Source organism: Shewanella oncorhynchi (assembly GCF_012584455.1).
Taxonomy (GTDB): Bacteria; Pseudomonadota; Gammaproteobacteria; order Enterobacterales; family Shewanellaceae; genus Shewanella; species Shewanella oncorhynchi.
In genome coordinates this window covers 415,438-439,699 of record NZ_JABAEB010000005.1, presented here as the reverse complement: position 1 = coordinate 439,699, position 24,262 = coordinate 415,438, and the positions used below count along the sequence as shown (strand labels likewise).

Annotated in this window: 24 protein-coding genes, 3 tRNA genes and 1 rRNA gene; 17 read left to right on the top strand and 11 right to left on the bottom strand. The window is 44.0% G+C overall.

Going from position 1 to position 24,262, the window contains the following annotated elements; genetic code table 11:
* Positions 1–62: ribosomal RNA gene (locus HGO26_RS10670) — 16S ribosomal RNA — on the bottom strand; the annotation flags it as partial.
* A 719-nt stretch (positions 63–781) separates the two neighbouring features.
* Positions 782–1,633 carry a CDP-diacylglycerol--serine O-phosphatidyltransferase gene (gene pssA, locus HGO26_RS10665; RefSeq protein ID WP_168825066.1) on the bottom strand — a complete coding sequence of 284 codons (852 nt, stop codon included), beginning with the start codon at positions 1,631–1,633 and terminating at the stop codon, positions 782–784.
* A 94-nt stretch (positions 1,634–1,727) separates the two neighbouring features.
* Here pssA and HGO26_RS10660 point away from each other — a divergent pair, with 94 nt between their 5' ends.
* Entirely contained in the window at positions 1,728–2,195 is a 468-nt protein-coding gene (locus tag HGO26_RS10660) for a DUF4124 domain-containing protein (protein WP_168825064.1), read from the top strand.
* Between the two features lie 278 nt (positions 2,196–2,473).
* On the opposite strand, the gene clpB is transcribed toward HGO26_RS10660, so the two are convergent.
* The 3 genes from clpB to rluD all read right to left on the bottom strand — a co-directional run bounded on the left by clpB (position 2,474) and on the right by rluD (position 6,956).
* Positions 2,474–5,047, bottom strand: coding sequence for an ATP-dependent chaperone ClpB (clpB, locus tag HGO26_RS10655; RefSeq protein WP_168825062.1), 2,574 nt, complete (start codon positions 5,045–5,047; stop codon positions 2,474–2,476).
* A gap of 199 nt (positions 5,048–5,246) precedes the next feature.
* Positions 5,247–5,981, bottom strand: coding sequence for a peptidoglycan editing factor PgeF (gene pgeF / locus HGO26_RS10650; RefSeq protein ID WP_168825059.1), 735 nt, complete (start codon positions 5,979–5,981; stop codon positions 5,247–5,249).
* Complete coding sequence (rluD, locus tag HGO26_RS10645; protein WP_168825057.1) at positions 5,982–6,956, bottom strand: 23S rRNA pseudouridine(1911/1915/1917) synthase RluD; 975 nt, start codon at positions 6,954–6,956, stop codon at positions 5,982–5,984. It abuts the gene before it with no gap.
* 122 nt (positions 6,957–7,078) lie between these two features.
* Between rluD and HGO26_RS10640 the strand changes: the two genes are divergently transcribed.
* The 6 genes from HGO26_RS10640 (at position 7,079) to hmpA (ending at position 11,676) form a co-directional block, all read left to right on the top strand.
* Positions 7,079–7,840 (top strand): outer membrane protein assembly factor BamD, encoded by a 762-nt coding sequence (locus HGO26_RS10640; RefSeq protein WP_105249967.1) that lies wholly within the window; start codon positions 7,079–7,081, stop codon positions 7,838–7,840.
* Between the two features lie 229 nt (positions 7,841–8,069).
* A tRNA-Phe gene (locus HGO26_RS10635) sits at positions 8,070–8,145 on the top strand.
* A 54-nt stretch (positions 8,146–8,199) separates the two neighbouring features.
* Positions 8,200–8,286, top strand: a tRNA-Leu gene (locus HGO26_RS10630).
* A 68-nt stretch (positions 8,287–8,354) separates the two neighbouring features.
* Positions 8,355–8,441 (top strand) — tRNA-Leu (locus HGO26_RS10625).
* A 165-nt stretch (positions 8,442–8,606) separates the two neighbouring features.
* The gene (locus HGO26_RS10620) at positions 8,607–10,232 is read left to right on the top strand and encodes a methyl-accepting chemotaxis protein (protein ID WP_168825055.1); all 1,626 of its coding nucleotides are present in this window, start codon (positions 8,607–8,609) and stop codon (positions 10,230–10,232) included.
* Positions 10,233–10,482: 250 nt separating this feature from the next.
* Positions 10,483–11,676, top strand: coding sequence for an NO-inducible flavohemoprotein (hmpA, locus tag HGO26_RS10615; RefSeq protein WP_168825053.1), 1,194 nt, complete (start codon positions 10,483–10,485; stop codon positions 11,674–11,676).
* 96 nt (positions 11,677–11,772) lie between these two features.
* Here hmpA and HGO26_RS10610 read toward each other — a convergent pair whose 3' ends face one another.
* Complete coding sequence (locus tag HGO26_RS10610) at positions 11,773–12,495, bottom strand: pseudouridine synthase (RefSeq protein WP_168825051.1); 723 nt, start codon at positions 12,493–12,495, stop codon at positions 11,773–11,775.
* A gap of 160 nt (positions 12,496–12,655) precedes the next feature.
* Between HGO26_RS10610 and HGO26_RS10605 the strand changes: the two genes are divergently transcribed.
* Complete coding sequence (locus tag HGO26_RS10605) at positions 12,656–13,582, top strand: TPR end-of-group domain-containing protein (protein ID WP_028759267.1); 927 nt, start codon at positions 12,656–12,658, stop codon at positions 13,580–13,582.
* Positions 13,583–13,676: 94 nt separating this feature from the next.
* Here HGO26_RS10605 and HGO26_RS10600 read toward each other — a convergent pair whose 3' ends face one another.
* Entirely contained in the window at positions 13,677–14,312 is a 636-nt protein-coding gene (locus tag HGO26_RS10600; protein WP_028759266.1) for a helix-turn-helix transcriptional regulator, read from the bottom strand.
* A gap of 146 nt (positions 14,313–14,458) precedes the next feature.
* Between HGO26_RS10600 and HGO26_RS10595 the strand changes: the two genes are divergently transcribed.
* Together HGO26_RS10595 and HGO26_RS10590 are read left to right on the top strand one after the other, a co-directional pair.
* Complete coding sequence (locus HGO26_RS10595; RefSeq protein ID WP_168825049.1) at positions 14,459–15,073, top strand: NADPH-dependent FMN reductase; 615 nt, start codon at positions 14,459–14,461, stop codon at positions 15,071–15,073.
* A gap of 56 nt (positions 15,074–15,129) precedes the next feature.
* Entirely contained in the window at positions 15,130–15,546 is a 417-nt protein-coding gene (locus tag HGO26_RS10590; RefSeq protein ID WP_105249974.1) for a VOC family protein, read from the top strand.
* Between the two features lie 76 nt (positions 15,547–15,622).
* On the opposite strand, the gene HGO26_RS10585 is transcribed toward HGO26_RS10590, so the two are convergent.
* Entirely contained in the window at positions 15,623–15,961 is a 339-nt protein-coding gene (locus HGO26_RS10585; RefSeq protein ID WP_168825047.1) for a TehB family protein, read from the bottom strand.
* 241 nt (positions 15,962–16,202) lie between these two features.
* On the opposite strand from HGO26_RS10585, the gene HGO26_RS10580 reads away from it, so the two are divergent.
* On the top strand, positions 16,203–16,673 hold the full coding sequence (locus HGO26_RS10580; protein WP_168825086.1) for a YcxB family protein: 471 nt from the start codon (positions 16,203–16,205) through the stop codon (positions 16,671–16,673).
* Positions 16,674–16,744: 71 nt separating this feature from the next.
* Here the strand turns inward: HGO26_RS10580 and HGO26_RS10575 are convergent, their stop codons facing one another.
* Positions 16,745–17,308 (bottom strand): acetate uptake transporter, encoded by a 564-nt coding sequence (locus tag HGO26_RS10575; RefSeq protein ID WP_113939919.1) that lies wholly within the window; start codon positions 17,306–17,308, stop codon positions 16,745–16,747.
* 805 nt (positions 17,309–18,113) lie between these two features.
* Here HGO26_RS10575 and HGO26_RS10570 point away from each other — a divergent pair.
* The 5 genes from HGO26_RS10570 (at position 18,114) to HGO26_RS10550 (ending at position 21,985) form a co-directional block, all read left to right on the top strand.
* Positions 18,114–18,350 (top strand): hypothetical protein, encoded by a 237-nt coding sequence (locus tag HGO26_RS10570; RefSeq protein ID WP_028759260.1) that lies wholly within the window; start codon positions 18,114–18,116, stop codon positions 18,348–18,350.
* Positions 18,351–18,712: 362 nt separating this feature from the next.
* Entirely contained in the window at positions 18,713–19,576 is an 864-nt protein-coding gene (locus HGO26_RS10565; protein ID WP_168825045.1) for a MipA/OmpV family protein, read from the top strand.
* A gap of 5 nt (positions 19,577–19,581) precedes the next feature.
* Positions 19,582–19,992: a DUF3019 domain-containing protein gene (locus HGO26_RS10560; protein ID WP_028759258.1), complete on the top strand. Its 411-nt coding sequence runs from the start codon at positions 19,582–19,584 to the stop codon at positions 19,990–19,992.
* On the top strand, positions 19,992–20,705 hold the full coding sequence (locus HGO26_RS10555) for a response regulator (RefSeq protein WP_006080570.1): 714 nt from the start codon (positions 19,992–19,994) through the stop codon (positions 20,703–20,705). The genes HGO26_RS10560 and HGO26_RS10555 overlap by 1 nt, the downstream gene beginning before the upstream one ends.
* Before the next feature lie 11 nt (positions 20,706–20,716).
* On the top strand, positions 20,717–21,985 hold the full coding sequence (locus tag HGO26_RS10550) for an ATP-binding protein (protein ID WP_168825043.1): 1,269 nt from the start codon (positions 20,717–20,719) through the stop codon (positions 21,983–21,985).
* Positions 21,986–22,089: 104 nt separating this feature from the next.
* Here HGO26_RS10550 and HGO26_RS10545 read toward each other — a convergent pair whose 3' ends face one another.
* Positions 22,090–22,395, bottom strand: coding sequence for a DUF1289 domain-containing protein (locus HGO26_RS10545; protein WP_028759256.1), 306 nt, complete (start codon positions 22,393–22,395; stop codon positions 22,090–22,092).
* 176 nt (positions 22,396–22,571) lie between these two features.
* On the opposite strand from HGO26_RS10545, the gene HGO26_RS10540 reads away from it, so the two are divergent.
* Positions 22,572–23,108, top strand: coding sequence for a DUF4136 domain-containing protein (locus HGO26_RS10540; protein ID WP_168825041.1), 537 nt, complete (start codon positions 22,572–22,574; stop codon positions 23,106–23,108).
* 94 nt (positions 23,109–23,202) lie between these two features.
* On the opposite strand, the gene cysM is transcribed toward HGO26_RS10540, so the two are convergent.
* On the bottom strand, positions 23,203–24,081 hold the full coding sequence (gene cysM, locus HGO26_RS10535; protein ID WP_105249981.1) for a cysteine synthase CysM: 879 nt from the start codon (positions 24,079–24,081) through the stop codon (positions 23,203–23,205).
* Positions 24,082–24,262 lie beyond the last annotated feature (181 nt).

Sequence of the window (24,262 nt, the reverse complement as noted above, 5' to 3'; positions counted from 1 at the left end):
ACTTGCATGTGTTAGGCCTGCCGCCAGCGTTCAATCTGAGCCATGATCAAACTCTTCAATTAAAGTTTTGTTGCTTCCGTCTTGCGACTTCAGCGGCTCAATGAATTCTGATTTTTTGTTTCTAACTAAAGAAACAAACTGTACATATTGCTATGAACACTCATTGTTACATTGATTTAAATTTTTGACTGCCAACCCGAAGGTTAAGCAGTTTCGATTAACTCAACACCTGTGAGTGTCCACACAGATTTCTTGTTTTATCTTGTTAAAGAGCAACTCAACCTCGTAAGAGAAGGTGAGTACCACACTGAGCGCCGAACGCTTCCAGTTGGCTAGGGCTGCGTATTCTACGCATTTCCCGTTTCGCGTCAAGGAGTTTTTACAACTTCTTGCTGCGCTTGAATTAAGTGCTTAAAAGCTACTCAATTCAACCTAACTCGTCAGCTGGTTTTCGCTGTCTGCCGTGTCAGTGGATGCGCATTATAGGCAGTGAAACTTTTTGTGCAAGGGCTTTTTTAACAATCAGCGCCAAGCGAATGAATAACCACCAAACTGCAGAAATATACTGCAATACTGAGCAATATCGCTGTTTGGGTTGATAAGTCTGGCAGAAGGAATAGCCTATTGCTGGAGTTTTAATAGATTGAATGGGCATAAACAGAAGTTGATAGCTATTTTTCGCTATATCTATCAGCAAACCTCTAAAAACGTTATGCCCTGTGTGATGTCTTACTCTTATTTACACCTAGCTAATGATAAGCAATGCTCAAAAGAACGAGCCCTAAGATTTATGCTCTTCTTGTTTCTCTTTCTCGATATTTGTAGCGCTTTGTTTTTGTGCAGCGGCTTGGGCCGAGGGAACCGTTTCGACATTCGCCACGACATCATCTCCTACAACATGTGCGACTTTGAGTTTTCTCACGGTTCGAATCGTAATGATTGGGCCTGAAATCGCATATAAGTAGAAGCCGACACATAAGATCAATGCAGGTTGAACTGACACCACCACAAATACACCGACGACCAGTAAGATCACGATAAAGTTAACCTTGCCACGCCAGTCAATTTCTTTAAAGGAGTGATAGCGGAAATTGCTGACCATCAGTAAACCGGTTGCTGCAGTAACAAGGGCCGCAATCCAACTGATGTTTCTTCCATCGAGACTATATTGATTACCAAGCCAAATACTGCCAGCAATAACAGCTGCAGCGGCCGGGCTGGCGAGACCTTGAAAATAACGCTTATCGGCAACGCCAACTTGCGTATTAAATCGAGCGAGCCTGAGTGCCGCACCTGCACAATAAATAAATGCCGCCAACCAACCAATTTTACCTAAGTCGGCTAATGCCCAATTGTAGGCGAGTAGTGCTGGTGCCATTCCGAAGGACACCATATCCGCCATACTGTCGTATTCGGCACCAAAATCACTTTGGGTATTAGTCAGTCTTGCCACTCGACCATCGAGACCATCACAGATCATGGCTATAAAAATGGCTATTGCAGCAGCTTCAAAGTTAGCATTCATGGAAGCAATCACAGCATAAAAGCCAGAAAACAATCCGGCTGTCGTAAAAAGATTAGGCAGTAAATAGATACCTTTATTCTTTACTGTTTGATTTGAAGAATTTTGCATACACTTATTACGCTAGTTCAGTGAAAAGAAGTTAGCTTTCAAGATAACATATTTTATTATCATGTCGATGAGAGACCTGTTAGGGATAATTTCGATGTTAAAAGTGAACATGTTCAGAACAATACTGTATCGATGGCTCTGGCTCGGCCTTTTCATTGGCCCCGTTTCTGCGGGCGTTATTTATACTTGGGTCGATGAAAATGGGGTGACGCATTACAGTCAACAAGCCCCACAACAAGAAAGCATCAAAACATCAAAACTCTACAGTGAAGATTTAGAGCAGGCGAAAGTCGGTTTTATCGCGCCGATAAAGAAAGCTGAGCCAACTTCTGAAGCCAATGAATTAGAAAAGTCAGCAGCGCTGATCAAAGAGAAAGATGCTAAGCAGGCTAAATCCATTTGTGAGAGTGCAAAACACAATTTAGATATTCTCTCGACGCATACTAAGCTTATCCGCCAAACTTCCGAATCGGGTGAATCTGTCGCTATGACTGAAGAAGATCGCCAAGCCTCGATTGCCCAACAGCAGGAAAGAATCAAACTCTTCTGTGATAAGAAGTAGCCAAATTCACTATGCCACTACATTAATGAACAACGATTAACGCTGATGCAATAAAAAAGGAGCCGAGTTAAAAACTCGGCTCCTTTCGTTTTAGTGCTTGAAGCGGAAGCGATACTGACTAAGGAAGCGCTATCTCTTATTGCAAGATAGTTTATTTCAAGCTCGTTCATTCAAGAACGCTTATTTCAGTTCGCCTATTTCAACATATCCAACTTCAAGCTTGCGATTAACGTATCGCATTCAAACAACACACTAAGTTACTAGCTACTGGTCACAGGTTATTGCTCGAACACTAACTCGCCACCCGCACAGCTGACCTTGATCGGTTTACCCAGTAACAAGTCACCACGCAGTAATTTCTGCGCCAGCGGGTTTTCGACTTCTTGCTGCAATGCCCGTTTCAACGGTCTTGCACCATACACAGGATCGAAACCAATTTCCGCAATCAGTGATAATGCGTCGTCGGTGATCTCCAATGTATAGTCCTTTTCAGCCAAACGTTGGCGTAAGGAAGCAATTTGTATCGAAGCAATACGCTTGATATTGGCAGCATCCAATGGATGGAACACCACAGATTCATCGATACGGTTTAAAAACTCGGGTCTGAAACTGTGAGTGACCACATTCATTACCGCCGCTTTCATCTCTGCATAGGTCACTTGACCAAATCCTTCTTGGATAATGTCGGAGCCTAAGTTCGAGGTCATGATGATCACTGTATTTCTAAAATCGACAGTACGACCTTGACCATCGGTTAAGCGTCCATCATCAAGCACTTGCAGTAAAATGTTAAACACATCGGGATGCGCTTTCTCGACTTCGTCGAGCAATATCACCGAATAAGGTTTACGACGAACGGCTTCCGTTAAATAACCGCCCTCTTCATAACCCACGTATCCTGGAGGCGCACCCACTAAACGCGATACTGAGTGTTTCTCCATAAACTCAGACATATCAATGCGCACTAAAGCCGATTCGGTATCAAATAAGAACCTCGCCAGTGATTTACACAGCTCAGTTTTACCTACACCCGTTGGGCCTAAGAACAGGAACGAGCCAATCGGGCGATTTGGATCCGCCAGACCCGCGCGGCTACGACGAATCGCATTCGCGACCGCATCGACGGCTTCGTTTTGGCCGATCACTCGTTCATGCAGTGCCACTTCCATTTGCAGTAATTTTTCGCGCTCGCCTTCAAGCATTTTCGATACGGGTATTCCCGTCGCTTTCGACAATACTTCGGCGATTTCGAACTCAGTAACCTTGTTACGCAATAACGTCATGTCCTGCATTTCGGCTTGCGATGCCAAATCGAGCTGTTTTTCAAGTTCAGGAATACGGCCGTATTGCAGCTCAGACATCCGAGTTAAATCACCCGCACGACGCGCCACTTCTAAGTCCATTCGAGCCTGTTCGAGATCGGCTTTTATGTGCTGAGTGCCCGCTAATGCGGCTTTTTCTGTACGCCAGATTTCGTTCAACTCTGAAGCTTTCGCTTCAACGTCACGTAATTCCTCTTGCAGATGGTCAAGCCTGCGACGACTCGCCTCATCATTTTCTTTGGCTAACGCTTGCTCCTCCAGTTTGAGCTGGATAGCACGACGTTCGAGCCTGTCGAGTGACTCAGGTTTTGAGTCCATTTGCATACGGATACTCGATGCCGCTTCATCGATCAAATCGATCGCTTTATCGGGTAACTTACGGTCCGACACATAACGGTGCGACATGGTCGCTGCCGCCACAATCGCCGGATCGGTAATTTCCACATGGTGATGCAGCTCGTAACGTTCTTTCAGTCCACGCAAAATAGCAATGGTGTCTTCAACGCTTGGTTCATCCACCAACACTTTTTGGAAACGTCGTTCAAGCGCCGCATCTTTTTCAATATACTGACGATACTCATCGAGCGTTGTCGCACCCACACAGTGCAAGTCACCACGCGCTAACGCAGGTTTGAGCATGTTACCCGCATCCATTGCGCCTTCACCTTTACCGGCGCCGACCATAGTATGCAGCTCGTCGATGAAGAGGATCACTTGACCTTCTTCCTGCGCTAACTCATTCAATACCGCTTTTAAACGTTCTTCGAACTCACCGCGATATTTAGCGCCCGCAATCAATGAGCCCATATCGAGGGATAAGACACGCTTATTTTTAATGCCCTCGGGGACTTCACCATTAACGATACGCTGGGCAAGTCCTTCAACAATCGCCGTTTTACCCACACCCGGTTCACCGATAAGGACGGGGTTGTTTTTACTGCGACGTTGTAATACTTGGATCGTGCGGCGAATTTCATCGTCACGGCCGATCACAGGATCTAACTTGCCTTGTTCAGCTCGCTCGGTGAGATCGATAGTAAACTTCTTCAACGCTTGGCGTTGATCTTCAGCGTTCGGATCATCCACTTTTTGGCCGCCACGCATTTGTTCAATGGTTTGCTCCATCAACTCTTTGGTCGCACCGGCTTTTTTCAACGCTTGCGCAAGAGCATCGACACCTTCTAACGCAGCTAATACAAATAATTCGCTAGAGATATATTTGTCTTTACGCTTTTGCGCCAATTTATCGCACAGATTTAATAAACGGATTAAACCTTGGGATAATTGTACATCGCCGCCAGTACCTTCAACTTGAGGTAAGCGTTCCAGCTCTTGACTCAAGAGCGAACGCAGCGCACTCACTCGAATGCCAGCTTGGGTCAATAAGGGATGGATTGAACCTGAATCTTGGTTCAACAATGCCATCATCAGATGCAGCGGTTCAATAAACTGATGATCACGCCCAAGTGCGAGTGACTGGGCATCAGAGATGGCAAGCTGAAATTTATTGGTCATACGATCGAGTCGCATACAGCCTCCTAACACTCATATAGTAGAGATATGCCAATCCACAAGACATCTTGCCAATTTAGTGGCTTTAAAATCAGTACCGCTAATGGAGAGATCTAAATAGGATTGGTATTACATTTCGTTAGTTAAAAGATGGGGGCTATTTAGCCAAATTCAAGCGAATAACGCGCAAATAAATACAAACTGTAGGGGAATTAGCTTAAGACTTAAGCCAGATCAATGAAGCCATGCGTCCCGTCACCTTGTCGCGACGATAAGAGAAGTAATCCGTGTCGCTGACTGTGCAGATATCTGCGCTATAAATATGGTTTATCCCGAGTAAACTCAAGCGTAGTGTAGCCAAGCCAATAATATCGGCAAGATACTTGTTACCACTTGGAATAAAACACACTGCCGACTGCGGATGTAAAGTACAAAAGGCTTGCTGTACTTCAACACCGACTTCAAATTTTTGTGGACCAATAGCCGGGCCGAGGTAGGCAATCAACTCATCCATAGGTGAACTAAACTGCGCCGCGGTGGCCTCAATCACGCCATCACATAAACCACGCCAACCGGCATGGGCTGCAGCCACTTCGGTTCCCGCTTGATTACACAACAACACAGGTAAACAATCGGCAGTCATTATAGCGCAAACTAGGCTCGCGGTTCGGCTGTAACAGGCATCGGCAATCGGTGTATCCACAGCAGGAGCTAAGCTCAGCGCATCTAAATTAAGCACATGAGTACCATGCACTTGCTCGAGCCAGACAGGCTCAGCGGTTAACGCTAATTGTTTGCAGAGTAATTCACGATTAGCCATCACCAACTCTGGCGCATCACCGACATGCAGTCCAAGATTCAGACTGTCATAAGGATGCACGCTCACACCGCCATGACGATTTGTCATAGCGATGCTGACATTAGCGGGAACAGGCCAATCGTGATGAAACACTTACAAATACTCGCTCGGATGCTCGACTGTGTCTTGACGCAGTGCTTTAGTCAAAATCACCATGTCTTCAGGAATTGGCGCGTGCCAGCTCATGATTTCACAACTCACAGGGTGCGCTAATTCAAGACGCACAGCGTGCAGCGCTTGGCGCTTGAAGTTTTTCAGAATATCAAAAAACTCTGGGCTGGCCCATTTCGGCGGTTTTGGACGACCACCATACACAGGATCGCCCACTAATACGTGGCCAATGTATTCCATGTGCACACGAATTTGGTGAGTACGGCCAGATTCAAGGCGCAATCTTAGACGAGTGTGATTACGGAATTTTTCCGCTACACGATAATGCGTCACAGCTGGTTTACCTGAGTGATGCACCGCCATATGAGTACGTTTCGTTGGATGACGACCAATCGGCTCATCAACAGTACCGCCACCTGTCATAGTCCCCATCACAATCGCTTCGTATTCACGAGTGATTTCACGGGCCTGCAAGGCGGCAACTAAATGGGTTTGCGCTTCAACGGTTTTGGCTACAACCATTAAACCTGTAGTATCCTTGTCCAGACGGTGCACAATACCAGCACGTGGTACATGCTCAATATCGGGACAATGGTGCAATAGTGCATTCATCAAAGTGCCATCGGCATTGCCAGCACCAGGGTGAACCACGAGTCCCGCTTGCTTGTTGATCACAATAATGTCGTCATCTTCATAGACGATATCCAGATCAATGGCCTGTGCCGCTGCGTGAACTTCTTCTTCAAGAGTGGCATCTATGAGTATCTGTTGCAGCTCATAAACTTTCTCTCGGGGCTTATTAACGACAACGCCGTCAACATAAACTGCATCAGATAGGATCCATTCCTTGATGCGCGTGCGCGAGTAATCTGGGAACAACTCTGCTAGGGCCTGATCTAATCTCAGTCCAGTTTGTGTTGCCGAAATCTCGCTTTTTAGATTAATCTCTTGTGTCATAGGAACCGTATCCCCATTTAGGGGTCAAAAAATGTGTGCTATCTGTTACAATCGGATGTTTTCTATTTTATAGTGAAATGGAAAAATTCTTAACTACAACTTAAAAAGAATTGAATTCAAGTATGTATAAATTTTCCAAAGGCGTTACCTTAGTCCTATTTTCACTAGCGTTATCAGCCTGTAGCAGCAGCCCTGATGATAACGATATTGCCGCCAAAACGTCACCTGATGTACTTTATACTCAGGCAAGAACCTCTATGGAGCTTGGCAATTACTCTAAAGCTGTCCGTTCTTTGGAAGCGTTAGACTCACGCTTCCCCTTCGGACCTCACAAAACTCAAGTCCAGTTAGACCTGATATATGCTTACTATAAAATGGACGATGTCGCTTCTGGTATTGCGAACATAGACAGATTTATCCGTCTTAATCCAACTCATCCAGATGTAGACTATGTGTTCTATATGCGCGGTTTAGTGAACATGCAAGCCGACAATTACATGTTCCACGACATGCTTAATATCGACCGAACCGATCGTGACCCTAAAAATGCTCAAGATGCTTTCAAAGATTTTGATCGTCTTATCAAAACCTACCCTAACAGCAAATATGCCGCTGATGCGCAAAAACGCATGTTAGCGTTGAAGAATCGCTTAGCAAAATATTCAATTCAAGTTGCCGAGTATTATCTCAAGATGAATGCATGGAGCGCCGCAGCAATCCGAGCACAATCTGTAATGGAAACATACCCTGGCACCCCTTCAAATGAACGGGCATTAGAGATAATGATAGAAGCTTATGGCGAATTAGGTCAGAGCAAGCTGAAGCAAAACGTGCTCATGGTAATGCAAGCTAACTTTCCAAACAATGAAATCTTATCAAACTAACCGAGAATGCCCCTTAAATAGGGGCATTTTTTTGCTTGGTTACCCTAATAAGCCATAAATAGATAACGCTAAGTTCTCAGTGGTGGATAGTGGTTTAGCTATTTTTACATCCTCAATACCAACACAAATGACACTTTCGTGTAAATCTTATCCAACTGAGTCACTTTTTCCGTTATTTAGTAAAAATCTATTGACTCAAAACCCGAAAAGCCTTTAAATTGCGCCCGTCGCCCGAATAGCTCAGTCGGTAGAGCAGAGGATTGAAAATCCTCGTGTCCCTGGTTCGATTCCGGGTTCGGGCACCATCTTTAAATGGGTTGCGATAGCGACTTATGTTAGAGAACTGCGATAGGTACAGTGCAGGTGTGGTGGAATTGGTAGACACGCCAGCTTCAGGTGCTGGTGCTCGCAAGGGCGTGGAGGTTCAAGTCCTCTCACCTGTACCAAATTGCAGTTCAAAAGTTAAGATTCACAGTGTTAAGATTGTCAATTCGATGAAATATCGAATAGCCATGCAGATGTGGTGGAATTGGTAGACACGCCAGCTTCAGGTGCTGGTGCTCGCAAGGGCGTGGAGGTTCAAGTCCTCTCATCTGTACCAACATTTAAACCTCGCCAAGCGAGGTTTTTTTGTATCTAAAGCAAAATAAATTTTCTGTAACTCTCCCCTCTTTCCTCAGATTTGCTATACCTATTGTTACAGACTCATCATAGGGATAGATAGAGTTCTGCCTAAAGGACTCTTTAGTTCACTGAGGCTATCCATATGAACGGTCTACAAATAAAACAAAAAATGTTTATCGGCATTCTGGTTCCCCTTGTAATGCTAATGACGATTGGCTTTCTCGCCATTAATATGATGGGTAAAATTGAATCGGGTGTTGAACGTATCTATGCCGATAGAGTTGTGCCACTAGACGATTTAAAAGTGATTGCTGATAAGTACGCGGTCGATGTTATCGATGCGGTCAATAAGGCGAACGCGGGTGGTTTCACCGCCTCTCAAGCAGCTGAAGCACTAGACAGTGCCAAATCTACCATTACCCAGCATTGGCAAAAATACTTAGCCACTGAACTTACCTCAGAAGAATCCCGACTCGTAAAACAAGCCGAAGTACTGTTCTCACCCGCGAATCAACAGATTGACACACTGATCTCACGCTTAAGAGGATTAAATGGTGATGTATCAAGCCAATTATCGGCCAATATCCTGCCGCTTTACCAAGTAATAGACCCCATCAGTAACCAAATATCTGAACTGATTGCACTGCAAATTCGCGTGGCAGGCGAAGAAAAAGATCGTGTGAATGCCATTTACCAATCTTCAATCACTATTTTTGTAGCATTAGCCTGTGCCGCCATGATTATCAGTATTGTGATTGGGCTCTGGGTCAATCGCAGCGTGATGAATCCTATTAATGACATTCTCAGTAAACTTAAGCTAATCCATCAAGACTCAGATCTTACCGTCAAATTCACTACTTTTAATCACGATGAGCTAGGACAAATATCCACTAGCCTCACCCAAGTTATTGAACACTTGCGGGGCATTCTTCATTCGATTGCCGAAGCGGCAAATACCGTTAATAGTTCAGCAAATGAGTTAAGCAGCTTCACGCAGGCAACCAATAAACGTATGCAACAGCAGCAAGCCGAAACGGAGCAAACTGCAACGGCCATGAATGAAATGACGGCAACGGTTGCAGAAGTCGCCCAAAGCGCATCTGCGGCGGCAGATTCAGCCAAAGATGCCGACACCTATGCAGCCAATGGCAATAATATTGTGATGCAATCGATTAGCAGTATGTCGCAATTATCTGATCAAATTCAAAAAACGGCACAAGTCATTGGATTTCTGTCTAATGAAAGCCAAAATATCGGCCGCGTACTCGATGTGATAAAAAGCATTGCCGAGCAAACCAATCTATTGGCATTAAATGCCGCCATTGAAGCAGCCCGTGCGGGGGAACAAGGCCGCGGCTTTGCAGTCGTTGCGGATGAAGTGCGGACCCTTGCGCAGCGCACCCAAAAGTCTACCCAAGAAATTGAGGCCATGATTGCCACACTGCAACAAGGCGTTAAAGAAGCAGTTAACGCTATGGAAATAGGTATAAAGCAAGTAGATGATGCTAATGATAAAGCTAATCAAGCAGGCCAAGCACTGAAAGAAATCGTCTCCTCAGTAGATAGCATCACAGAACTTAATACTCATATTGCGACCGCTGCCGAAGAACAAAGTAGCGTTGCCGAAAGCATTAATCGTAGTATTATTGCCATCAGCGATATTGCCGAACATTCCACCGCATCGGCGGCTGAATTAAGTGAATCTGTGGTTAATTTAACTAAACTCGCCAACAGTATGCGCAATCAAGTGAGTGCATTTAAACTCTAAGTCAAAAAACCACACTATGACTGCAATAAGCTTTGCTGTTGCAGTTAACCTCCCCCATTACCTCTGTAATACATTGAAATAATATATTTATTTATCATTTCCCAATCTCATACCCGCTTTGATAAAGCACTTCAAATGACCTTAATCACGCTTATCGGTAGCACGAATTGCGATCATCACTATTGATCCAAATCAAATAGATCTTTAAACTTATTTAACATTCATAATATTTGCACGTTAAGGATTTTCTATGTTGGACAGCCGTACAATCCAAGTTATCAAGAGCACTATCCCCTTACTCGAATCCGCAGGCCCTGCGCTGACGACCCATTTTTATGAACGTATGTTCAAACATAATCCTGAACTAAAAGATGTATTTAACTTGGCACACCAGCATTCTGGTGGCCAGCCTGTTGCCCTATTCAACGCCGTCGCGGCTTATGCTAAAAATATTGAAAACTTAGCGGTGCTAAGTTCGACTGTCGAGCGCATTGCCCAAAAACATACAGGCTTTCTGATCAAGCCTGAGCAATATGCGATCGTCGGCAGCCACTTATTGGCCACCCTTAAAGAGTTAGGCGGCGATGCAGTAACAGAAGAAGTATTAGAAGCTTGGGCGCAGGCCTATGGATTTTTAGCAGATATATTTATTCAACGAGAAGCTCAAATTTATCAGGCACATGCAGAACAAGATGGCGGTTGGTTGGGTGAGCGTCAGTTTATCATTAGCGCGAAAAAGACTGAGTCCACTGTCATTACCTCCTTCATATTGACGCCCGAAGATGGTAAACCAGTTAAAGATTTCATTCCCGGTCAGTACTTAAGTTTGAAGCTAAAACATCCCAATTTAGCATATGAAGAAATCCGCCAATATTCCCTATCCGATGCACCGAATGGCAACAGCTACCGCATCAGTGTGAAACGTGAATTAGGTGGCCAAGTATCTAATCTGCTACACGATACCATGCATATCGGTGACAAAATTGCAGTTATGCCGCCGGCGGGAGATTTTATCTTAGAAGTTGGGGCGGACATCCCCGTAGTGCTCATTTCGGCAGGAGTGGGTCAAACACCGATGAAAAGCATGTTGAATCAATTGATCAAGTTGCAACATCCAAGTGCTATTACTTGGCTACATGCCTGTGAGCAAGGTGATGTACATGGTTTCAAACAGGCTATTCACACCAAGCGCCAGCAACATCATAATCTGAAGAGCCATGTTTGGTATCGCAAGCCGAGTTCAACCGATGTGGTAGGTACAGATTATGATTTTGAAGGACAAATGGAATTAAGCAAAGTCGCAGATCAACTGCTTCCCCATGCACGTTACTATTTCTGCGGGCCTATTGGATTTATGTCAGCCATCAAGCAACAATTACTCGTTCTGGGTGTCTCAGCTGAAAACATGCACTATGAAGTATTCGGCCCCCACGCCGATCTCTAATCCCATGTCACGGGCTTGGGACACTTGACTCTCAAGTCCATTTTTATATTTAGAATCCGCAGAATAATGGCTAATAAATTGAAGTGCTCTATGTCTCTAAGCTACCGGTTTACAGCGGATAGAAGCCACTTCTGCGGCAGTCAGCATACGACTTTCGCCCGACGCCAGAGCTTCATCCAACACAATATCACCTATTGATAATCTATGTAGACCAACAACTGGGTTTCGAAAGCGACCAAACATCCGCTTAATTTGATGGTACTTACCTTCCTTTAAAGTCACTTCAGCAACATGATCAGCAAGGATCACCAATTTAGCAGGCTGAGTCATTATATCTTCAAAGCTGAAATACATACCTTCGGCAAATGCGGCGATATATTCTTCAGTTAATGGATTAGTTAAGGTGACGCGATACACTTTATCGACCTTATGCGTCGGTGACATTAGTGCATCAGACCAGCGACTGTCATTGGTCAGTAATAACAAACCCGAAGAATTTAAATCTAGTCTACCCGCGATATGTAACTCATCACGGGCTTCGCAATCGAGCAAATCAATCACAGTTTTATGCTGAGTATCTTTAGTCGCGCTCACCACGCCAATCGGCTTATGCAACATCAAATAAACCGGCGTGTTGGCCTGTAATATTTGCCCATCGAGTTGGATGTGAGAAAACTCATCCACTTGCCTATCCATGTCCTTCACTATCAATCCATCGACACGAACTCGGCCCAAGAGTAACAATTCACGCACCGCTTTACGGTGAGTGTGTAACTGGGTACAAAGATAACGATCGAGTCGGCCGCGCTTAGACTGCATAACACCACAAATGACGAAATATGAATGGGATAGCCATTCTAGCAGGATGCGAGTTCAGGTCATAGCGAGCTGATACTGTAAGCATCACAGAGCTTATTTAGAGCAAAATTAGATCAAACTAGGCAAAATTTGTTAAGCTAGGCGTTCAATTCATCTTATTGTGAGTGGTTACCGCATCAAAAACTTATCTGCAAGTCCCGTTATGATACGTTCGAACCTGCTATTTTTAGCCTTGTTTTTAGTGATACTCGCGAGCTCATTCTTCACTCAAGCGAGCGATGCAGAAAATCCCCCTGAAGCGCCTCAACCTTTCGCCATCCATGATAAACCGCTGATAGAGCGCTACGTCTTCGATGAACTCAAATCTCTCAGATACGATCAACAGGATCTTGAGCGGCGCCTCACCATAGATATCACAGATCGCGAACTGGCCGTTGCCGACAAGTCGATGAATTACGCCAATGTCACTGTCACTTACTTCTTTTATATGATCGCCGGCGTCGCCTCTTTAGTCGCCTTTATCGGCTGGCAATCCCTACGGGAAATCAAGACACATACCGCCAAACTGGCCGCGAATCAGCTACAGAGTATTGCCGAACAATACGAAGAAAAGTTCAAATTACTCGAGCAAGAACTCAAGCATAAGAGTCGTACTATCACGGATAATAATCGTGAAATAGAAGTGATTAATGAAATTCATAATCTGTGGCTACGTGCCCAAAGTGCCCAGACACCCGAACAAAAAATTGAAGTCTACGATGAAATCCTCACGATTCGACCTGGAGACTTGGAAGCGCTGACCTACAAGGCCGATGCCGCAATGGAAATGCGCGAATTTAATTGGGCACAAAGCCTATGTAATCGTGTTTTGGAAGTTGACCCAACTAACGCCCATGCTTTTTATCAAAGAGCCTGCGCCTTTGCGTGTTTAGGTGTTGAAGATAGGGCAATTTCTGATTTGGAACGTGCCATCCATAACAGCGCATCCTTCAAAGAGCTAGCGTTGGATGAAGCTGATTTCTCACAACTTAAAGGACATCCTCGTTTCGAAACCTTATTGGCCTATCACGAACCTGATAAGCCCTAAGCTCCGAGGTTTAATGCTTAATATATAGCGTTAGCTTTCAGTGACGTTTTATCCCACAGATAAAACGCCTCAAACAAACAACTTAAGTGCACTACTAGGCTATCGCCGCAACTTTAATTGCCGCAATTTTATATGCACAGCGGCGAGCACCTTCGATGATATGCTCTTCGCGGCTCACCACGGCAATATCAGCGAATAACTGCTGGAAAAGTTGCAACTCAGAGCGGCAAAAGTTCAAACACTTAGTCGCTGCGGCGCAGATAGGACAATGATTTTCGAGTAAAAAATACACGCCATCGATGTGTTCCATGGTCGCCATATAACCTTCGTTCGAGCGTAATTTCGCAAGTATGGCCAAACGTGTCGGAATATCAGTAGCCCCTTCCATTGCCGCACGATATTGGACTAACGCACTTTGCTCCCTGTGACCGATAAGCTTATCCAAGCCTTGGTCGCCAAAGATCATTTTTACCGAGTCAATCAGCTGTACCGTCAATTCCTCATGGCGATCGGCAAAGTGAGTACGGCTTTGTTCAGTCAATCCCCAGTAACGTGTTGGGCGACCGCGGCCTTCAACTCGATCCTCAATATCCACATCACCCATATCTTCCAAAGCCTGCAGATGTTGACGCACTCCCATAGTCGTTAACGCCAATTCCTCCGCTAAGGTTTTAGCAGTAAGCGGGCCATGCAACTTGAGTAATTGAATAATCTTATCAGTAGTTTTCATTGAGTCTCCCGATTTCAGCCGAAGCATTATCTCCCAATCTCCGCGGCTTTAACAGATTAAATAAACTTTTTTATTTACTTTATCCTTTACAAGATTAAATAAAGCAATTACCTTACAAATAATTTATAAACAAATAGGTTTACTTAATGAAATTACTCATCATCAGCACCAGCCAAAGACCCGATTCACAAAGTGCTAAAGTCGGTCGTTATATCGCGGAAAGCAGTTTCTCATCTCCCCACAACATGGGTTACGACACGATACATCACTTAGAACTATGCCTGTTTAATCTGCCCTTTTGGGATGGAGAAGAAGACAACAAAGGTGAACACTGGCCCGAAATAGAACACAGAGTCGATGAAGCCGATGCGCTAGTGCTGATCACCCCGGAATGGGGCGGCATGGCATCACCATTACTGAAGAACTTTTTGTTGATGTGTACTCGTGAAGAAACCGCCCATAAACCCGCCTTATTAGTCTCAATATCGGACGGTATTAGCGGTACCTACCCTATCGTTGAAGTGAAGATGAATGCCCTTAAAAACAATAAATTAGTGCCCATACCCGATCACTTAATCATCCGCAATGTCAGCCATGTACTCAATACAATCCCTGAGAGTGCCCGCGATATCGCGCTTAGGGAAAGAGTGCAATACAGCTTATATATGCTGCATCAATACGCCCAAGCATTAGCCCCCATTCGTGAACAACATGCCAATCAAGCGTACCCAAAACAGCAGGAATACTGTTACGGTATGTAAGCGGCTTGAGATTTTAACCACCAGCAACAGACTAAAATCATTACAAGGAACGCATTATGATTCATTTAGAGCATATCAATTTAGTGGTAGACGACATCCCCGCAGCACTGCGCTTTTATCAAGCGGCTTTCCCCCATTGGCGTGTTCGCGGTGGCGATAAAGGCACTTGGTACGGCAAACCCCGTAATTGGATTCATTTTGGCGATGATTATCAATACATTGCTTTTAGTGACAATGGTGAAGGTGAAAACCGCGATTTGGCAGGTCATCAAATTGGACTGGCGCATTTTGCCTTTGTGACCGACAACTTAGATGCTGTGATAGCAAGACTGACCCAAGCAGGTTTCCCTATTGCCAAAGATGGCATGGAAGATCCCTATCGACGCAATATTTACTTCTTCGATGCCCATGGTTTTGAAGTGGAATTTGTGGAGTATTTAACTGATATTCCAAAGGAACGAAATCGCTATTAGCGTAAATCGTTATTAAAAAGAAGTAGCCAATGCAGCCAAGAACCGCATGTAGTGAATAGGGTGCAGGAGCTAGGTACTATTCGCTTCGCTCGGATTGTTGCTGCGCCACTATGGCCGAATCCTTATGGGCATAAAAGTGGAGTCTAAACTGAGTATCTTCAGTCAGTAGCTCCACTTTATGCCAATATTCAGGATGTGAAATGGCGGTTTCACCTGCGCGAATAATAATTTCTTTATCTAATTCGCCCCTGCTACCCGTATAGCCATAAAACTTTAAGCTGCCCGTTAACACTTGGATCTGCCCATACACGCCAGCCTTAGTATTGTGCATGTGCAGCAACATTTTAGGAACGTTGTCATGGTTGAAAACCGGCGTTGATTTGTAATTTACAAAATCTTTGGGGACTAAGGCCATGATGTTTTGCACTCCTTGTGTCAAATCACGAAAATCGAACAATGCTTACGGCAAGACTAATATAGCCGTTGCCGTATTTCTGTCCAACTCATATCTTGACCTGTATTAACGAGCGGGTTTGAACGTCGAATTTGAAAACACCAAAGTGCTCATTCATGCTTGCAATAGCAAGGTTAGTTACTTTCATCACTGTAATCGCTACACTAGCCCGCATTAAGTGCCACCTCAATTAGATGACATGATGCCAACGCCCTATTCATATTCCACAACGTATATTTTAGATAAAGCCCATTTCGATGAATGCTATACGCAATCAGTGGTACCAGATCCCACGCTCAAACCTTACTACAAAGCCATTGGATTAACACTGATAGGTATCGCGCTTATTTTCACCGATATTAGCCTTTATTTAGCTTACTTTTTTGTTGGGTTAGGTGTTATCGAAGCTCTCAATGTGAAGTATCACAAAGCATGGTGGTTGATGCGTCAGATGATGAGTAAAGCGGCCAGCAATGAGGTCACACTCACTATTGATGAGCAAGGGATTCATACTCAATCTATATCTGTGACCAGCCAAATTTTATGGACCGAGATTTACCGGATTAAAGAAACTGAAAAAGGCTTCTTGATCACCCACAAAGCAGGCACGAGTTATGTTTCTCTCCGTAGCTTAGATGAAGCAGCTGTGGCCTATATTAAAACTAAAATCTAGTACAGCTAAAAACATCCATAAAAAAGGCTGATCTTCATCAGCCTTTTTTACAACTCTGCATTGCTGAATCGTTACTTTTTCAATTCACCCACCGGTAAAATCGTACGGCCATACTCATTATTAAGCACCTGCGCCATCGCAAAATAAATCGCACTCGCACCGCAAAGTATCCCTTCAAAGCCCGCAATAGTGCCAATCAAGGCGCTACCCGTAAAATCACGCGCCGCCAGCAGAAAAAATAAGATAGTTAAAGAAGCAAACACAAACTGTTTGGCTCTTGGATAACGCAAAGAACCCACAAACATAAATGCCGTGAATATGCCCCAAAGCGTTAAATACCAGCCCATAAAATACGTTGGACTCGCCGCAATGCCAGCATTAGGCATTAAAATGAGGCCCACTAGCGTTAACCAAAACAAACCGTATGAGGTAAATGCCGTCGTACCGAAAGTATCGCCGCGCATGAAACACATAATCCCCACAATCACTTGACCAATGCCACCGTAAAAAATCCCCATGGCTAAGATCATAGAATCAATAGGGAAATATCCCGCATTATGAATGTTTAACAAAATTGTTGTCATACCAAAGCCCATTAAACCTAATGGCGCTGGATTAGCCAGTTTTGTAGACACAGAGTTCCCCTAGAGAAAAATCAACAATTCAATAAAAATCAATAGCATTTGCCATTAATCTTATGCACACGCACCTGCGAGAGTGGCGCATTCTAGAGGATAGCTACAATCTTAGCAATGTAATCATCAAAAACAAAAGAACACATAAAAATAAACAATAAAAACATAAAGTTAAAACAATAAACCATAAAATAAAATTTTAACTAAAAAACACATAAAAATTAATTCTTTTTAATTCAATATTTTGGAAAAAAACGGCCTACAACATGCGTCATATCTCATTTTATATGACTTCTTATAACTACCGCATAATTCAGTTAACAGCGGCGAGTAAACCTTCATTAAAAATCGACCATAAACAGTGAGAATAATGCACTTTATCGCAAATAATTCCTTAAAGTGATGTAAGCAACACTTTTGAAAGAAATCCAAGTTCTACTGTACGCACAATTAAGCGCATAAGTTAAGCGCATAAGTTTAGTGCAGAGTTTCATCAATTAATTTCAAACACAAGTTCAGAAGAGCCAACTTAGCACGCATAAGTTCAGAGGGAGGGTTGTGAACCTAACTCAAGCAGCAAAAGATGCTGAAAATGAATCAAACTAGAGCAAATAAAGTACACTTAGCCAGCCCATTTACTTGAAGCGAATCAAGGGAAAACAAGGTAAAAAACCTTAATCAAGAAAGGTAAAAATTATTTATATCTAAAACAGAATAGCAGTGATAAATTGCTGATGTTGGCACAGTGGTATTGAGAGAATGCTTCTTAATCTGTGGTTAACAATACATAACTAAAGGAAATAAAATGAATAAGTTATCAGCTGTTTTTACTCTATTGGCATTAGTAAGTTTCACTTCCTTTGCTGACGACTCCTCTTTACCGCCTGCACCAGCAGCCGATCTCGCTCAACTGAAAGAAGTGTGCCAGCAGATGGCCTCTGAAGATCAAGTCGAAAATGCTGAGCTAAAACAATATGTGCTTGATTGTGTAAACGATCAATTGACAGAAATGGGCTACAAGTCAGTTACTGAGGTCAATTAATCTTCATTCTAATCTCTGTGTTATTACCGCAAAGTAGGTTATTCGGCTTCAGTCTGTGCCATTCACACTCGCGAATGGCATTATTATTTCCAAGCAACACAGCTTTTACATCATAATTAACATCATTTCAGTTACACTCGAAACTTATAAAACACAAAATTTAACATCCACAATTAACCGTACGAAAGCTGCCAAGATAAGCTTTTAGCATGACTATCAACATATTGTGCAATTCATAAATTTATTATTTAATTGATAGCTGTATCATTTTGCATCTCCGTGAATGAAACCACTGTTGAATTGAGCATAAAATGCTAATCTGTTTTCCTGTATTGTTAACCTCAGCCCTTAATCGTTAAATCATGTATCGCATTCTTTTTGTCCTTATTACAAGTTTAAGTATTTTGCCTGCAATCGGAATGGCGAAAGAAGCCTGTGCACCAGAAAATCAATGTATTGAGATGAACAACTGGGATCTAGGCATCGCCATAGGCTGGGGACAAAAAAGCAATCCACTCAGGGATTTTGACGATATTCCATTGTTCTTTATTCCAACAGTGGCCTATTACGGCGAACACTGGTTCTTCGACAATGGTAATTTAGGTTATACCTTAGCCGAGCAAGAAAGCTTTACAATTAACTTAATAACAAGTTATAGCTTAGATAGGGCCTACTTCTATCAATGGGACCCATCGAATATCTTTTTGAATCGTGGCACTCAAGTTGAAGCCAAAGCCATAAATAGTATGGCTTTGTCGACTGAGCCAGAGCCTGAGTTTAATTCCTTAGAGACTCGGAACTTCACCTTACTTGGCGGTGCCGAAGCATTCATCTATACGCGGCTCGGTATTATTAGATTGGCGTACACCCATGATATGTTTAATGTTCATCAAGGTTCAGAAGCACAAATAAAATGGACCTATGGCTGGGATTACGATCGTTTCATTTTTGAGTTTGCGTTGGTATTTGATTGGAAAAGCCAAGCCGTAGTGGATTATTATTACAGCGTTAGACCCAGTGAAAACGCCTATTGGAGCGAAAGATATCAAGCAAAATCAGGTTGGGATAAAGGTGCGGAAATGACGGCCCGTTACATATTAACTGACAATTGGGATCTACTGTTGGCAGTTCGTTACACTCTAATTGCCGATGAGATTGCCGCCAGTCCCTTGTTAGACCAAGACTATAGCAGCACCTACTTTATCGGCGCTGCCTATAGGTTCTAACGTTAGTGACACTGCCTCAGTTAAGCTTGCTTTGCTTTATAGGTCTAAGCCTCGGCTTGATGGGCCAAAGTTCAGCACAAGCCAAAACTCGCGACTCGGCACTCAAACTCACACCCGAAATTTGCATCACAAGTTCAGAAACTGAGGCCTGTGACGTCTATATAGAACTACAGTGGGAACTCGCTAAAGATGAGCTTATCTGTATCTTGTCCGACAACGCCGCCTATCCCAAATGGTGCAGTGATTCAGTTTCAACCCATACGTTAAGCATGAAAATCCACACTATGACGGATATTCAATTTGTCATGGTGAGTAAAGACAGTAACCAAACTTTGGCTGGTGCCAAACTTAAAATCACTTCTGCATCACAACCTCAGGTTCGCAGACGTTACCGCAACCCTTGGAGTTTATTTTAATGACAAGCCCACAATCGAACCACAGAGTATTATTGGTTGAAGACGACGTTCGCCTAGCAAACTTGATTGTAGATTACCTAAAATCCCATGGTATGCATGTTGAAGTTGAACGCCGTGGCGATACAGTGCTAACACGATTAATCAATTACAAGCCAGATATCATACTGTTAGACATTATGCTACCCGGCATGGATGGTCTCACTCTGTGTGAGAAACTGCCCGATTATTTCGCAGGTCCAATCCTATTGATGAGCGCACTTGGCTCAAGTGAAGATCAAATCAAAGGACTAGAACTCGGTGCCGATGACTACGTGGTCAAGCCCGTCGATCCTGCTCTGTTAGTTGCGCGGATCAACAACTTACTTCGCCGTCAGAATCAGCCACCACAGGCAGAATCACACTGTCTAACCTTCGGTAAATTGAGTATCGACCCGCATACCCATGCGATTCGTCTTAATGAAACTGAAATTGATCTCACCAGCCATGAATTCGAATTGCTGTGGTTACTGGCCTCGCAAGCGGGCCAAGTGCTCAGCCGTCAGTATATTTATCAGTTGTTACTCAATATTGATTTTGATGGTAAAGATCGAAAAATTGACGTGCGGATCTCTAGATTACGTAAAAAACTCAACGATAATATTGAGACACCTTTCAGAATTAAAACCGTTTGGGGACAAGGTTATCTCTTTGCTCCTGAAGCTTGGAATAACTAAGCACAAATACAGTGAAACGTCTCTTTATTAGTTTATATCTGCTACTCAGTCTCAGCGTGCTAGGGATTGGCTGGACACTCGACAGCCTGTGGCAGAAGAATGTTGATGACAATAATGCCCTCGATGCGCCGTTAGTGGCATTGGCGCAATTATTAGCGGAATTACCTCCCGATGCCCGCCAACGGTATCTGGAGGCGATCCCAGCGAACCCTGTGATGCCACTGCAATTACTCAATGCAGATCAAGTCGCGCTGGCAGATAATCAAGCGTTAAGCACAAGCAAGGTGTTCACCACCACGGCCAATGATGATAGCTTGCTGCAATTTATTCGAGTAGACGATCAAGTCTTAATGGCGGGGCCGCTGGACATAGATCCCAGAGCCAACCTTCGCAGCCTGTTCACCCTGTTCTTTTATTTATCACTCGCCCTTGTTGCGCTAATTTGGGTCGGCCCGCTTTCACGGGATTTGAGCATACTGCGTAAGGCCACCAAAGAATTTGGCGAAGCCAAATGGGACACGCGGATTACCCTGTCAAATCGCTCCCAAGTTAAGCCCTTAGCCAATACGTTTAACGAAATGGCGCGACATATCAGCGCCTTGATTGAGAACCAGAAACACTTATCTAATGCGGTATCCCATGAGATCCGCACGCCACTGGCGAGGCTCAAATTTGCTCTTGCACTTATGCCTATGTATTGTCAGCCAGATTCGGACGAACAGAAGCGACAAGACTTTCTCGATGAAATGCAGCTTGACATCAAAGAAATGGAAGACTTACTTCAAGAACTGCTAACCTACGCCAGCTTAGAGTCACAGCGAGAAGGTATCCAGTTGGATGAGTACGATTTAATTAATCTCATCAATCAAAGTATTAAGCGCCTAGAAACCTTAAGTCCAACGCCTATAACGCTCAAAGCCGAAGTCGAAAAACTGCCCTTATTCGGAGAACCCGCATTAATCGAACGGGCACTACAGAATTTACTGACCAATGCACAACGCTTTGCCCGCACAGAAATCATCATTGAGGTTAAGCAGACCCAGCACAGGGTCAATTTAAGTGTGAGTAACGACGGCGAACCTATCCCTGCGGTGGATTTACCGAAAGTGTTCGAGCCATTTTATCGCAGCCAATCGGTACAGAATGGCAATAAAGGACATGGTTTAGGCCTTGCGATCATCAAACGGATTATGCAACGACATCAAGGAAATGTAAGTGTTACCAGTGATGCACAACATACTCGATTTAGTTTAATCTGGCCGAAGAAGCGTAAGCTGTAATAGGGATTGGGATAGGGATTAAACGACTGCGGGTCTGTTATTCATCTAACGCGCTAATTCTACAAGTCAGTTAAATAAGACTATTTAACAAAGTATTCAACCTATTAGTCTAGCTCGAAGCCACCAAAATCCAGATCGGCTTCGGGCTCAGGCTCAAAATTCAACTGTGGATTTAACGCTGCCCTTTCTTGCTCTATTTGTGCTTGCCTTGCTTTCATCATCGCTAACTGGCGACGACGTTTACGTTGAGTACACAGGCGAATGACATCATACTTTTGCGCATCTGAAAACGTTAACCAATTGAATCTTTCGTCACGGCTTCGCAGGCAACCATTACAGTAACCACGCGCATCGGTAACACACACACCGATACAGGGACTCGGGATATCAAAAAAGGCTAACTGTTCCATAACCCGCCGCTATTCCTATCTAAAAATAAACCATACTCAAAACGACCCGCGCTAAAAAAGATACCGTTGGATTGCATTCAAAGCGATTCAAATACAACACACTTATCTAAAGTACTTGCAGAAACAACCTTAATCAAGGCACATTGAACAGAGTTTGTACAACTTGGAGCACTATCATGGGATACCGTCACTTTGCCAGTCTGCTCGTCGCTGTTGCCTTATTAAGCGCTTGCAGCAGTAAACCGAAAAACGATTATGATCTCAATTACGACTTCACCGCACTACGCAGCTTTACCCAGTTAACACCACAGCCGACGGATGACCCGTTAAGCGCCCAGCGTATTCAAGTAGAAATTAACAACCAATTGACTCAAAAAGGGTTTGTAGAAAATACAGCGTCGCCGGACTTTAACGTCGCCTACGCCTTACTCACCCAAGATAAGCCCAAAGATTCAGGGCTATCCATTGGATTAGGCACAGGCACATTCGGAAATTCGGGCGGGATTGGAATAGGCACCAGTGTTGGCGTGCCGCTGGGGAGTGATACCGCTAAAATTCAAACCATTCAGATAGATATTGTCGATCCTAAGACCAAAGCTCTTATTTGGCGTGGCAGCGACAGCTATGATTTCGATACAGGCGGTAACGAGAAAGCCCAAGATACCGCCAAAGCCGTCAACCGAATTTTGGCGCAATTCCCACCGAAAAAATGATCACGTTTTAAAGGGTAAAAATGGGCGCGTCTCGCCCATTTTCACCCATCAAACATTCATATCGCTCAATATGCTTAGAGTAAAAATCTAGGACTCAGGAAAAAAGCCCTGACGAAAGGTAACGATCGCCCCTATCACAGACAATCGCCACGACCACAGAACCCGGATATTGTTTAGCAATCTCCAGCGCAGCAAACACGGCACCGCCCGAACTGACTCCTGCACAAATCCCTTCCTCTCGCGCTAAGGTTCTCGCCATGGCTTTTGCATCTTGCTCTTCAATATCCATAACTAAATCAACCCAAGAAGCATCAAAAATCCCAGGCAAATATGCCTGCGGCCAACGCCGAATCCCAGGAATAGCACTGCCATCGGCGGGTTGAAGGCCGACGATAGTAATGTCTGGATTACAACTTTTAAGGTATTTGGACACACCCATTATGGTACCGGTCGTCCCCATACTTGACACAAAGTGGGTAATTTTGCCTAGACTCTGTTGCCAGATCTCAGGGCCTGTAGTGAGGAAATGGGCATTAGCGTTATCTTGGTTATTAAATTGATCCAGCACCTTACCTTTGCCTTCGCTTTGTAACTGCAGCGCCAAATCCCGCGCAGTCTCCATATTATCCACTAGCATGAGCTCTGCGCCATAGGCTTGCATCGCATCCTTACGCTCCTGAGTCGAATTATTCGGCATAATCAGGATCATCTTGTATCCTTTGATTGCCGCCGCCATCGCCAGCGCAATCCCAGTATTGCCACTCGTTGCCTCAATAAGCGTATCACCAGGGCTTATTTCTTGGCGAAGTTCGGCCTGAATAATCATATTGAGTGCAGGACGATCTTTTACTGAACCCGCGGGGTTATTGCCTTCCAATTTTAACAGTACAGTGGAAGTACCACAGTTAAGCCGCTGCAAGCGAACCAGCGGAGTTTGCCCGATGCAGGCTTCAATTGTCGGAAAGTCAGACACTAGGATTATCCTTTACTTGATAAAAACAACTAAGCGATAGCCTATTCTAAGTCGGTTACCACTGACAAACACGGTGAATACTGCTTATAACATAAAATAAATCGCTCATAGTTATTCAAAAAAGTTCTATTCAACTGGCTTTTTATAAACAATTAATTCTATTACTCTAGGTGCCATAACG

Coding starts and splice junctions, on each gene's coding strand:
- pssA (WP_168825066.1), bottom strand. CDS start 1,633: ATGCAAAATTCTTCAAATCAAACAGTAAAGAATAAAGGTATCTATTTA.
- HGO26_RS10660 (WP_168825064.1), top strand. CDS start 1,728: ATGTTAAAAGTGAACATGTTCAGAACAATACTGTATCGATGGCTCTGG.
- clpB (WP_168825062.1), bottom strand. CDS start 5,047: ATGCGACTCGATCGTATGACCAATAAATTTCAGCTTGCCATCTCTGAT.
- rluD (WP_168825057.1), bottom strand. CDS start 6,956: ATGACACAAGAGATTAATCTAAAAAGCGAGATTTCGGCAACACAAACT.
- HGO26_RS10640 (WP_105249967.1), top strand. CDS start 7,079: ATGTATAAATTTTCCAAAGGCGTTACCTTAGTCCTATTTTCACTAGCG.
- HGO26_RS10620 (WP_168825055.1), top strand. CDS start 8,607: ATGAACGGTCTACAAATAAAACAAAAAATGTTTATCGGCATTCTGGTT.
- hmpA (WP_168825053.1), top strand. CDS start 10,483: ATGTTGGACAGCCGTACAATCCAAGTTATCAAGAGCACTATCCCCTTA.
- HGO26_RS10610 (WP_168825051.1), bottom strand. CDS start 12,495: ATGCAGTCTAAGCGCGGCCGACTCGATCGTTATCTTTGTACCCAGTTA.
- HGO26_RS10600 (WP_028759266.1), bottom strand. CDS start 14,312: ATGAAAACTACTGATAAGATTATTCAATTACTCAAGTTGCATGGCCCG.
- HGO26_RS10595 (WP_168825049.1), top strand. CDS start 14,459: ATGAAATTACTCATCATCAGCACCAGCCAAAGACCCGATTCACAAAGT.
- HGO26_RS10590 (WP_105249974.1), top strand. CDS start 15,130: ATGATTCATTTAGAGCATATCAATTTAGTGGTAGACGACATCCCCGCA.
- HGO26_RS10585 (WP_168825047.1), bottom strand. CDS start 15,961: ATGGCCTTAGTCCCCAAAGATTTTGTAAATTACAAATCAACGCCGGTT.
- HGO26_RS10580 (WP_168825086.1), top strand. CDS start 16,203: ATGCCAACGCCCTATTCATATTCCACAACGTATATTTTAGATAAAGCC.
- HGO26_RS10570 (WP_028759260.1), top strand. CDS start 18,114: ATGAATAAGTTATCAGCTGTTTTTACTCTATTGGCATTAGTAAGTTTC.
- HGO26_RS10565 (WP_168825045.1), top strand. CDS start 18,713: ATGTATCGCATTCTTTTTGTCCTTATTACAAGTTTAAGTATTTTGCCT.
- HGO26_RS10555 (WP_006080570.1), top strand. CDS start 19,992: ATGACAAGCCCACAATCGAACCACAGAGTATTATTGGTTGAAGACGAC.
- HGO26_RS10545 (WP_028759256.1), bottom strand. CDS start 22,395: ATGGAACAGTTAGCCTTTTTTGATATCCCGAGTCCCTGTATCGGTGTG.
- HGO26_RS10540 (WP_168825041.1), top strand. CDS start 22,572: ATGGGATACCGTCACTTTGCCAGTCTGCTCGTCGCTGTTGCCTTATTA.